11 protein-coding genes and 1 rRNA gene are annotated in these 10,619 nt (G+C 71.7%); 10 read left to right on the top strand and 2 right to left on the bottom strand.

Translation table 11 applies throughout. From position 1 onward, the window contains the following. The 5 genes from rrf to ACIBBF_RS03800 form a co-directional block, all read left to right on the top strand. A 5S ribosomal RNA gene (rrf, locus tag ACIBBF_RS03820) occupies positions 1–87 on the top strand; the annotation flags it as partial. Positions 88–403: 316 nt separating this feature from the next. After that, complete coding sequence (gene gatC, locus ACIBBF_RS03815; RefSeq protein ID WP_397410639.1) at positions 404–700, top strand: Asp-tRNA(Asn)/Glu-tRNA(Gln) amidotransferase subunit GatC; 297 nt, start codon at positions 404–406, stop codon at positions 698–700. Positions 701–714: 14 nt separating this feature from the next. Then, the gene (gene gatA / locus ACIBBF_RS03810; RefSeq protein WP_397410637.1) at positions 715–2,241 is read left to right on the top strand and encodes an Asp-tRNA(Asn)/Glu-tRNA(Gln) amidotransferase subunit GatA; all 1,527 of its coding nucleotides are present in this window, start codon (positions 715–717) and stop codon (positions 2,239–2,241) included. Next, entirely contained in the window at positions 2,238–3,758 is a 1,521-nt protein-coding gene (gene gatB, locus ACIBBF_RS03805) for an Asp-tRNA(Asn)/Glu-tRNA(Gln) amidotransferase subunit GatB (RefSeq protein WP_397410635.1), read from the top strand. Before gatA ends, gatB begins: the two co-directional genes overlap by 4 nt. Before the next feature lie 40 nt (positions 3,759–3,798). Continuing rightward, positions 3,799–4,383, top strand: a complete 585-nt coding sequence (locus tag ACIBBF_RS03800) for a GNAT family N-acetyltransferase (protein ID WP_397410633.1) — start codon at positions 3,799–3,801, stop codon at positions 4,381–4,383. 25 nt (positions 4,384–4,408) lie between these two features. On the opposite strand, the gene ACIBBF_RS03795 is transcribed toward ACIBBF_RS03800, so the two are convergent. Next, positions 4,409–4,849 carry a CBS domain-containing protein gene (locus tag ACIBBF_RS03795; protein ID WP_397410631.1) on the bottom strand — a complete coding sequence of 147 codons (441 nt, stop codon included), beginning with the start codon at positions 4,847–4,849 and terminating at the stop codon, positions 4,409–4,411. A 221-nt stretch (positions 4,850–5,070) separates the two neighbouring features. On the opposite strand from ACIBBF_RS03795, the gene ilvD reads away from it, so the two are divergent. The 5 genes from ilvD to ACIBBF_RS03770 all read left to right on the top strand — a co-directional run bounded on the left by ilvD (position 5,071) and on the right by ACIBBF_RS03770 (position 10,010). Further along, the gene (gene ilvD / locus ACIBBF_RS03790) at positions 5,071–6,933 is read left to right on the top strand and encodes a dihydroxy-acid dehydratase (protein ID WP_397410629.1); all 1,863 of its coding nucleotides are present in this window, start codon (positions 5,071–5,073) and stop codon (positions 6,931–6,933) included. Positions 6,934–7,052: 119 nt separating this feature from the next. Further along, the gene (locus ACIBBF_RS03785; RefSeq protein ID WP_397410627.1) at positions 7,053–7,409 is read left to right on the top strand and encodes a 4a-hydroxytetrahydrobiopterin dehydratase; all 357 of its coding nucleotides are present in this window, start codon (positions 7,053–7,055) and stop codon (positions 7,407–7,409) included. A gap of 12 nt (positions 7,410–7,421) precedes the next feature. Next, a complete protein-coding gene (locus tag ACIBBF_RS03780) occupies positions 7,422–8,240 on the top strand; it encodes an ABC transporter permease (protein WP_397410625.1) in 819 nt (272 codons plus the stop codon). Beyond that, a complete protein-coding gene (locus tag ACIBBF_RS03775; RefSeq protein ID WP_397410623.1) occupies positions 8,233–9,048 on the top strand; it encodes an ABC transporter permease in 816 nt (271 codons plus the stop codon). Before ACIBBF_RS03780 ends, ACIBBF_RS03775 begins: the two co-directional genes overlap by 8 nt. Continuing rightward, entirely contained in the window at positions 9,045–10,010 is a 966-nt protein-coding gene (locus ACIBBF_RS03770) for an ATP-binding cassette domain-containing protein (protein ID WP_397410621.1), read from the top strand. The genes ACIBBF_RS03775 and ACIBBF_RS03770 overlap by 4 nt, the downstream gene beginning before the upstream one ends. Positions 10,011–10,017: 7 nt before the next feature. Here the strand turns inward: ACIBBF_RS03770 and ACIBBF_RS03765 are convergent, their stop codons facing one another. Beyond that, entirely contained in the window at positions 10,018–10,587 is a 570-nt protein-coding gene (locus ACIBBF_RS03765) for a Uma2 family endonuclease (protein WP_397410619.1), read from the bottom strand. Positions 10,588–10,619: the final 32 nt, after the last annotated feature.

Raw genomic sequence — 10,619 nt, 5'->3', positions numbered from 1 at the left:
GGTCCCATTCCGAACCCGGAAGCTTAGCCTCATAGCGCCGATGGTACTGCCCTGGAGACGGGGTGGGAGAGTAGGACGCCGCCGGACAACCATTCCCGTGTGGGGGTGGGAACATGAACCCGTCAAGGGGGCATGTTCCCACCCCCACACGCATTTCTGCTCCTGCACCACCTGCCGATCGCCGGCGCCGCGGAAACCTCACCGCTTCTTGACAGCCCCTGGGGAGACGCTCGTCGTCCCGGGGGCTGCGTGCTGCCCACCCACGGCCGGACGGCCCCGGGCGCTCTGTCGTCCCGGAGACCGGACGTCGCCCCTGGAGCGGGCCGGCGCGTTGCACAGATTTCACAGTGCACAGGCCGCGATCCGGGAGATCGGATGGCCTCCGGAGACTAGACTTGCGGCCATGTCCACCATCTCCCGTGACGAGGTTGCGCGCGTGGCTGCGCTGGCACGGATCGACCTGCGGCCCGACGAGGTCGATCGCCTCGCCGGTGAGCTCGACGTGATCGTCGAGTCGATCGCTCGCGTGAGCGAGGTCGCCACCGCAGACGTGCCGGCAACGAGCCACCCCCTCCCGCTGACCAACGTGTTCCGAGACGACGTGCCGGAGCCGGCCCTGCCGGTCCAGGACGTCCTGGCGGGCGCCCCGCAGCAGGAGGACGGCCGCTTCGCGGTCCCGCAGATCCTCGGCGAAGAGTGATGGGAAGCAACGACATGACGAACGACATCACGCGCCTCAGCGCGTCCGCCCTGGCGTCCGCCCTGGCGGGCAAGGAGGTCTCCAGCGTCGAGGCCACGCAGGCCCACCTGGACCGTATCGCCGCCGTCGACGGCGACCTGCACGCGTTCCTGCACGTCTCCGCCGAGGAGGCCCTGGCCACGGCCGCCGACGTCGACACCCGCCGCGCCGCGGGCGAGGAGCTGCACGCCCTCGCCGGCGTGCCGATCGCGGTCAAGGACGTGGTGGTGACCAAGGGCCTGCCCACCACCGCGGGGTCGAAGATCCTCGAGAACTGGATCCCGCCGTACGACGCGACCCTCGTGGAGCGCATCAAGGTGGCCGGCCTGCCGATCCTCGGCAAGACCAACATGGACGAGTTCGCGATGGGCTCCTCGACGGAGCACTCCGCGTTCGGCAACACCAGGAACCCCTGGGACCTCGACCGGATCCCCGGCGGGTCCGGCGGTGGCTCAGCGGCCGCCGTGGCCGGTTTCGAGGCGCCGCTCGCGATCGGGACCGACACCGGTGGGTCCATCCGTCAGCCGGGTGCCGTGACCGGGACGGTCGGCGTGAAGCCGACCTACGGCGGCGTCTCCCGCTACGGCCTGATCGCCATGGCCTCCTCGCTCGACCAGGCGGGTCCGGTCACGCGCACGGTGCTCGACGCCGCGCTGCTGCACGAGCTCATCGGCGGGCACGACCCGCACGACTCCACGTCGATCGACGAGCCGGTGCCGGGCGTCGTCGCCGCCGCTCGGCTGGGCGCGCAGGGCGACCTCAAGGGCGTCCGCGTGGGCGTCGTCAAGGAGCTGTCCGGCGAGGGCTACCAGGCCGGTGTGTCCGCGCGGTTCGACGAGTCGCTGGAGCAGCTTCGCGGGCTGGGCGCGGAGATCGTCGAGGTCTCCTGCCCCAGCTTCGCCTACGCGCTCGACGCCTACTACCTGATCATGCCGGCCGAGGCGTCCAGCAACCTGGCCAAGTTCGACGGCATGCGCTTCGGCCTGCGCGTCGAGCCGGCCGAAGGCCCCGTCACGGCGGAGCGCGTCATGGGCGCCACCCGCGGCGCGGGCTTCGGCGACGAGGTCAAGCGCCGCGTCATCCTCGGCACCTACGCCCTCTCGGCCGGGTACTACGACGCCTACTACGGCAGCGCGCAGAAGGTCCGCACGCTGATCCAGCGCGACTTCTCGGCCGCGTTCGCGAAGGCCGACGTCCTGGTCTCGCCCACGGCGCCCACCACGGCGTTCAAGTTCGGCGAGAAGCTCGACGACCCGCTTGCGATGTACCTCAACGACGTCGCGACCATCCCCGCGAACCTGGCGGGCGTCCCGGGCATGTCCCTGCCGAACGGCCTCTCCGACGACGGCCTGCCGGTCGGCTTCCAGATCCTGGCCCCCGCCAAGGCGGACGACCGGATGTACCGCGTGGGCGCGGCCCTCGAGGCGGCTCTCGAGTCGCGCTGGGGCGGACCCCTGCTGAACAAGGCACCCGAACTCAAGACCACGGAGCTCGCCCGATGACTGTGCAGACCCCCGCGACGGCGACGCCCCTGGTCGCCTACGAGGACGCCGTCCGCCGCTACGACCCGGTGCTCGGCATCGAGGTCCACGTGGAGCTCGGCACGCTGACCAAGATGTTCTGCGCCGCCGAGGTCTCGTTCGGCGGCGAGCCGAACACGCAGGTGACCCCCGTCAGCCTCGGGCTGCCGGGCGCGCTGCCCGTCGTGAACGGCAAGGCCGTCGAGTACGCGATCCGGATCGGTCTCGCGCTGAACTGCACCATCGCGGAGAGCTGCCGGTTCGCCCGGAAGAACTACTTCTACCCGGACGTGCCCAAGAACTTCCAGACCTCGCAGTACGACGAGCCCATCGCCTACGACGGCTGGATCGACGTCGAGCTCGAGGACGGCGCGGTGTTCCGCGTCGAGATCGAGCGCGCGCACATGGAGGAGGACGCCGGCAAGAACACCCACGTGGGTGGCACGTCCGGCCGCATCCACGGCGCCGAGTACTCGCTGGTCGACTACAACCGCGCGGGCATCCCGCTCGTGGAGATCGTCACGCGTCCGATCGAGGGCGCCGGTGAGCGGGCCCCCGAGGTCGCGCGCGCCTACGTGCAGACGCTCCGCGACATCTTCCGCACGCTGGACGTGTCCGAGGCCCGCATGGAGCGCGGCAACGTGCGCGCCGACGTGAACCTGTCGCTGCGCCCGAGCCCCGACGCGCCGCTGGGCACGCGCACCGAGACCAAGAACGTGAACTCGTTCCGCTCGATCGAGCGTGCCGTGCGCTACGAGGTGTCCCGTCAGGCCGGCGTGCTCGACGCGGGCCTCCCGGTCATCCAGGAGACGCGCCACTTCCACGAGACGGACGGCAGCACGTCGTCGGGCCGCGTGAAGTCGGACGCCGAGGACTATCGCTACTTCCCCGAGCCCGACCTGGTCCCCGTGGCGCCGAGCCGCGAGTGGGTCGAGGAGATCCGCGCCTCCCTGCCGGAGATGCCCGTCGCCCGGCGGCGTCGGCTGCAGGGCGAGTGGGGATACGCCGACGCAGAGATGCGCGACGTCGTCAACGCGGGCGCCATGGACCTGATCGAGGCGACGATTGCCGCGGGCACGAACGCCGCCGGCGCGCGCAAGTGGTGGATGGGCGAGCTGGCCCGCCGGGCCAAGCAGGACGAGATCGCGCTGGAGGACCTCACGGTCACGCCGGCGCAGGTCGCGCAGCTGCAGGACCTCGTCGAGTCCGGCCGCATCAACGACAAGATCGCCCGCCAGGTGCTCGACGGCGTGCTCGCCGGCGAGGGTGACCCGGAGGCGGTCGTCGTGGCCCGAGGCCTCGAGGTCGTGTCCGACGACGGTGCCCTGCTCACCGCGATCGACGAGGCGCTGGCGGCTCAGCCCGACATCGTCGAGAAGGTCCGCGGCGGCAACCAGGGTCCGGTCGGCGCGATCATCGGCGCGGTCATGAAGGCGACCAAGGGACAGGCTGACGCCAAGCGGGTCCGGGAGCTCGTGCTGGATCGGATCGGTCAGTGACCTGCCGGGCCGTGCTGCGGGGGGCTGTGAGGCCGGCCGCATGACCCGGGGGCCGCGCCTGCACGGCGAGATGATGCGGCTGCGTCCTGTCGAGGCGCGCGACGCGGAACGCCTGTGGGAGGCGGTCCAGGATCCGGAGGGGACCCGCCTGACGGGGACCACCGCCACCTTCACGCGCGACCAGATCGACGAGTGGGCGAGCACGGTCAGCGACCGGCCCGGCCGCTACGACTGGGCGATCTGCCCCGCGGCGGTCCGGGACGGCAAGCCCGTCAGCGACGAGATGATCGGCGAGATCGTGCTCAACGACCTCGACGAGCACGCCCGCTCGGCCAACCTGCGGCTCCAGCTCCTCCCGAACTACCGGGGCCGCGGGTACGGCCGGGAGGCCATCCTGGAGGTGCTGCGCTTCGCGTTCGACGGCGCCGACGGCGAGCCCGGTCCGGGCCTGCACCGGGTGAGCCTGGACGTGCTCAGCATCAACCCGAGGGCACAGGCGTTGTACGAGTCGCTCGGGTTCCGTGAGGAGGGCCGCCTGCGCGACGTCTACCGGGACGGTGAGACGTGGGCGGACGCGATCGTGATGAGCATCCTCGAGGACGAGTACCGGGCCACGCTGGGCTGAGCGCTGTCGAGGGCCGGACGAGGGGCTAGGCGCCCGGCCCGCCGGTGATGTAGGCCGTGAGCTGGTCGCGCTCGGCCTGCACCTCGGCGATCCGGTGCTTGACCACGTCCCCGATGCTCACGATCCCGGTCAGCCGGGCGTCGACGAGCACGGGGACGTGGCGCACGCGGTGCTCCGTCATGACCGGCATCAGCTCGTCGAGCGTGGCCTCGGGTCCGCAGGTGTGCACGGCGGCGGTCATGATCGCCTCGACGGTGCCGTCCAGGATGCCGTCGCCGTCGGAGTGCAGCCGACGCACGACGTCCCGCTCGCTGACGATGCCGTCGACGCGGACGCCGTCGTCGGACACGACGGCCGCGCCGATGCCGTGCTCGGCCAGGAGCGCCAGCAGGTCGCGCACGCTGCGGTCCCGGGAGATCGTGACCACCGAACCGCCCTTGCGCCGCAATGCTTCTGTCACTCGCATGTCGAGCACCTCCGTCGCGTGCACGCCAGGATCCGCGTCGTTGCGGGCTCCCTGGTACGACCGTACGGCACCCGCCAGGGTTGAGGTAGGGGGGCAGGGTCACCCTGTGGACGCCGGGTGTCCATCCCCGCGCACCGGAGGTAGCGTGCAGAGGCCGCCCGCCCCGCACAGTGCCCGGCCTCCCGCGCGGCCCGTCCAGCCATCGAAGGAGCTGAACCGTCATGAGCCGTCCCCTGCGCTCCCGGACCTCCACCCACGGCCGCAACATGGCCGGTGCCCGCGCGCTCTGGCGCGCCACGGGCATGGGCTCGGAGGACTTCGGGAAGCCGATCATCGCGATCGCGAACTCGTACACGCAGTTCGTGCCGGGGCACGTACACCTCAAGGACATGGGTGACCTCGTGGCCTCCGCGATCCGCGAGGCCGGCGGCGTCGCCAAGGAGTTCAACACGATCGCCGTCGACGACGGCATCGCGATGGGCCACGCCGGCATGCTCTACTCGCTGCCCAGCCGCGACCTGATCGCGGACTCCGTGGAGTACATGGTGCAGGCGCACACCGCCGACGCGCTGGTGTGCATCTCCAACTGCGACAAGATCACGCCCGGCATGCTGAACGCCGCGCTGCGGCTGAACATCCCGGTGATCTTCGTGTCCGGCGGCCCGATGGAGGCCGGCAAGGCGGTCGTGGCGAACGGCGTCGCGAAGACCCCGCTGAACCTGATCAACGCGATCAACTACTCGGCGGACGAGAACGTGGACGACGCCGCGCTCGGCCTGGTCGAGGAGAACGCGTGCCCCACGTGCGGCTCGTGCTCCGGCATGTTCACCGCCAACTCCATGAACTGCCTCACCGAGGCCCTCGGCCTGTCGCTGCCGGGCAACGGCTCGACGCTGGCCACGCACGCCGCCCGCAAGGAGCTGTTCCTGGAGGCCGGCCGCACCATCGTCGACCTGGCCCGCCGGTACTACGAGGACGAGGACGACACCGCCGCGCCGCGCGGCATCGCCACCAAGGCCGCGTTCGCCAACGCGATGGCGCTCGACGTGGCCATGGGCGGCTCCACCAACACCGTGCTGCACATCCTGGCCGCCGCGCAGGAAGCCGAGGTCGACTTCACGCTGGCCGACATCGAGGACATCAGCCGGCGCGTGCCGTGCCTGTCCAAGGTGGCGCCCAACCACCCGGACTACCACATGGAGGACGTGCACCGGGCGGGTGGCATCCCCGCCCTGCTGGGCGAGCTCGACCGGGGCGGCCTGCTCGACCACGACGTCACCTCGGTGCACACCCCCACGCTGCGCGCGTGGCTCGACGACTGGGACATCCGCGGCGGCAAGGCCACCGAGCGGGCGCTCGGCCTGTTCCACGCGGCCCCCGGCGGCGTGCGCACCACGCAGGCGTTCTCCACGAACAACCAGTGGGAGTCGCTCGACACGGACGGCGCGGGCGGCTGCATCCGCGACGTCGAGCACGCCTACACCGTCGAGGGCGGGCTCGCCGTGCTGCGCGGCAACCTCGCGGAGGACGGCGCCGTGTTCAAGACGGCGGGCGTCGACCCCGACGTCTTCCACTTCGTGGGCAAGGCGCTGGTCTGCGAGTCGCAGGACGACGCCGTCGAGAAGATCCTGACCAAGCAGGTCAAGCCCGGTCACGTCGTGGTCGTGCGCTACGAGGGTCCCGCCGGCGGCCCGGGCATGCAGGAGATGCTGTACCCGACGTCGTTCATCAAGGGACGCGGTCTGGGCAAGCAGGTCGCGCTGATCACGGACGGCCGGTTCTCCGGCGGGTCCAGCGGCATCTCCGTGGGGCACGTCTCCCCGGAGGCGGCCGCGGGCGGCACGATCGGCCTGATCGAGGACGGCGACGAGATCGAGATCGACGTCGACACCCGCATGATCCGGGTCAACGTGCCCGACGAGGTGCTCGCCGAGCGGCGCGCCAAGATGGAGTCGTCGGAGCGGCCCTGGCAGCCCGTCGCCCGTGACCGGTACGTGTCCCCGGCGCTCCAGGCCTACGCCGCGCTGGCGACGTCGGCCGACCGGGGCGCGGTGCGCGACGTCGCGCGGTTGCGGCGCGGCTGACACCGGCCGGGCCCGGCGTGCGTGCCGGGCCCGGCCGACCGCCTACCGGGGTGTCGGAGTCCCGTGCCATGGTGGTGTCCCGGCCGTTCGAGACGGTCCACCGACACAGGGAGCGATACATGAGTGACGCGATCACCGCCGGAGAGTTCACGGCGGGTGAGGGCGTGAGCGACTGGCGCGTGCTGGCGGGCGCCGCCGTGGTGCGCTACGCCACCGGGTCGTTCGCGACGGGGCTGCGGCTGGTCACGCGCATCGGCGTGCTCGCCGAGTCCGCGAACCATCACCCGGACGTCGACCTGCGGTACGGCAGCGTCACCGTGCGCACCTCGTCGCACGACATCGGCGGCCTGTCGCGGCGCGACCTCGCCCTGGCCCGCGAGATCTCGGCGGCGGCGCGCGAGCTCAGCATCGCCGCCGACCGCGGGGCCTGGACGGTGTCGGGAAATCAGGATGACGCCGGGCCGATCGCCGGGTAGCGTCTCGCGCTTGTGCGCTCGCTCCCCGTCCCGGCCAGGAACCCTTACTGGCGGTTCCTCGTGGCCGGGTTCCGGGGGCAGTCCGCGTACCCGCTGGCGACGCTCGCGGGGCTGACGGCCAACGCGACGTTCGGCCTGCTCAAGGGCGGGATCATGGGCGCGGCGGTCGACAGCTCCGGCGGTGAGCTGGCCGGCTACTCCGCGGCCACCATGGCCGCGTTCGTCTGGCTGGGGCAGGGCATGCTCGGCTCGGTCAACTTCTGGGGCGGCAGCGACCTGCAGGCCAGGATCCGGTCGGGCGACGTCGCCGTCGACTTCCTCCGGCCCGTCAGCGTGCAGGCCGCGAACGTCCTGACCGACATCGGCAAGGGGCTGTTCGCGCTGCTGCCGCGCGGCCTGCCCAGCGTCGCCATCGGCGTTCTCGTGTCGGGGATGGCGCTGCCCCCGGACGCCGCCGCCTCCGTGCTCGGGCTGCTCAGCCTGCTGATCGGCATCGCCATCTCGCACGCGACTGTCTACGTCGTGGCGACGACGGGCTTCTGGCTGGTCGAGACCCGTGGCGTCAGCGTGCTCTACATGTCGCTCTCCGGGTTCCTCGCCGGGCTGTACACGCCGATCTACCTCTACCCCGACTGGCTGCTGACCCTCGCGCTGGCCACGCCGTTCCCGTCGATGATGCAGCTCCCGATCGACGTGCTGTCCGGCCGGGTCACCGGGTGGGATGCCGGGCAGCACATCGGCGTGCAGCTCGGCTGGCTCGCGGCGGTCCTCGTCGCGGGGTACCTGGCCACGCGCGCGGGACGCCGCAGGCTGGAGGTGCAGGGTGGCTGAGCCGAGGGTGCGTCACCTGCGCGCCTACCGGGCGGTCCTCGCCAGCCGCGCCCGCTCGCAGGCGAGCCACCGCGCGAGCTTCCGCATGGACCTGGTCGGGGCGCTGCTGGTCGGTGTCATCGAGTTCACCGAGGTCTGGGTGCTGTACACGGCCGCCGACCAGATCGGCGGGTTCTCGCTCGCCCAGGTGCTGCTCGTGTTCGGCCTGGCCGACCTCGCCTTCTGCCTGGCCGACCTGGTGGCCGGGCACTGCGACAGACTGCCGACCTACGTGCGTGCGGGCACGCTCGACGTCTTCTTCCTGCGGCCGCAGCCCGTGCTGGCCCAGCTCGTGACGAGCGACCTCAGCCTGCGCCGGCTGGCCCGCAGCCTCGTGGGCGCGTCCGCGCTCGTGGTGGGCCTGGTGCTCAACGACATCGACTGGGGCCCGGCCGCCGTCGGCCTGCTGGTGCTGGCCCTGGTCTGCGGGTTCGTCATCTTCACGGCCCAGTTCGTCACGGCGGCGGGCCTGCAGTTCTTCCTGATCAATGGCGCCGAGATGACCAACGCGTTCGTCTACGGCGGCCGGTACGCGGCCACCCAGCCCGCGACCGTCTGGCCCCGCGCCCTGCTGGTGCTCTTCGGCACCGTCTTCCCCGTGGCCTTCGCGGCGTACCTGCCGGTCACCACCCTGCTGGGGGTGCCCGGCGTCGCCGGGCTGCCCGCCTGGCTGGGCTGGTGCGCGCCGGTCGCCGCGCTCTGGTCCGTGGTCGTGGCCGGGCTGTGCTGGCGCTGGGGACTACGTCACTACCGAGGAGCGGGTGGATGAACGTCATCGAGACCGAGGCGCTGACCCGGGTGTTCACGGGGCGGCCCCAGCGGGGCGACCGGCTGCGCCGGACCCGGCACGTCGCCGTCGACCGGCTCGACCTGACCGTCGGGGCCGGGGAGTCCGTGGGCTACATCGGCGCGAACGGCGCCGGGAAGTCGACCACCATCAAGATGCTCGTCGGCATCCTCGTACCGACCAGCGGACGGGTGACGACGGTGGGCCTGCACCCGCTCAAGCAGCGCCGCGCGCTCGCCCGCCGGGTCGGCGTGGTGTTCGGGCAGCGTTCGCAGCTCTGGTGGGACCTGCCCGTGCACGAGTCGTTCTCGATCCTCGCGGCGATCCACTCGCTGTCCGCCGACGAGGAGCGCACCCGCACCGCCGAGCTGGTCGACATGCTGGAGATGGGCGCGTTCCTCGGCACCCCGGTGCGCCAGCTCTCGCTGGGGCAGCGGATGCGGGCCGAGGTGGCGGCCGCCCTGCTGCACCGGCCGGAGCTGCTGATCCTCGACGAGCCCACCATCGGCCTGGACGTGCTCTCCAAGCAGCGGCTGCGCGAGTTCCTCGTGACGCAGCGGCGTGAGCACGGCACCACGCTGCTGCTGACCACGCACGACATGGGCGACGTCGAGCGGCTGTGCGACCGGATCCTCGTCGTGGACCGCGGGCGCCTCGCGTTCGACGGCACGCTCGGCGGCCTGGCCCGCACGGTCGGTGCGCGCCGTGAGCTCGTGGTGGACCTCGCGGCGGCGAGCCCCGACCTGGTGGACGTGGCGGGCACGGAGCACGTGCGCAGCGAGTCGGGCGGCCTGCGCCAGCGTCTCGCGTTCGACCCGCAGCGCACGACGGCGGCGCGCGTGCTCGCCGCGGTCTCCGAGCGGGTGGAGGTGCTGGACCTGTCCGTCGAGGAGCCCGACATCGAGGACGTGGTCCGCGAGATCTACCGGGCGACGCGGGCCTGAACTGCCCTCAGCCGTACAGGGCCTGGACGTCCAGCTCGATCGGGAACGGCAGGTCCACCTTGAGCGTGTCGCGGAAGATGCCGACCGGGACGTAGGTCTTGGTCAGGGTGTCGAGCTCGTAGACATGGACCGTCGTGACGGAGTCGACGTCCTCGACGCGCCAGAAGTGGGCGATACCGGCCTCGGCGTACTTGTGCGGCTTCACGGCGCTGTCGCGGTGCCGGGACTCGGGTGAGACCACCTCGATCGCGAGCACGACGTCCTCGGCCTCGTACCAGGTGGCGTTGCGGTCGATCGTGGCCGTCGACGCGATGACGTCGGGCTCCGGCCGGTTGTACCTGTCCAGACGAACGGTCATCTCGCTGTTGATCTCGATCCCCTCGGGCGCTTGCGCGGCGAGGGTGCCGTGGAGGGCGTGGATAACACGCCGGTGCCAGCTGCGTTGCGGGGACATCATGAAGACGAGGGCTCCGTCGATCAGCTCGGTGTGGCGGGGAGCGTCCGGCAGATTGTCCAGGTCCTCGGCGAGCCAGCCCTCCGGGCGCGGGGGGCGCATCCAGTCGGGGAGCTCAGCCATGGCACCACGGTAGCAACGCGCACATGTCGTGT

Source organism: Promicromonospora sp. NPDC050880, from assembly GCF_044456525.1.
Taxonomy (GTDB): Bacteria; Actinomycetota; Actinomycetes; order Actinomycetales; family Cellulomonadaceae; genus Promicromonospora.
This window is presented reverse-complemented; position numbering and strand designations above follow the sequence as displayed.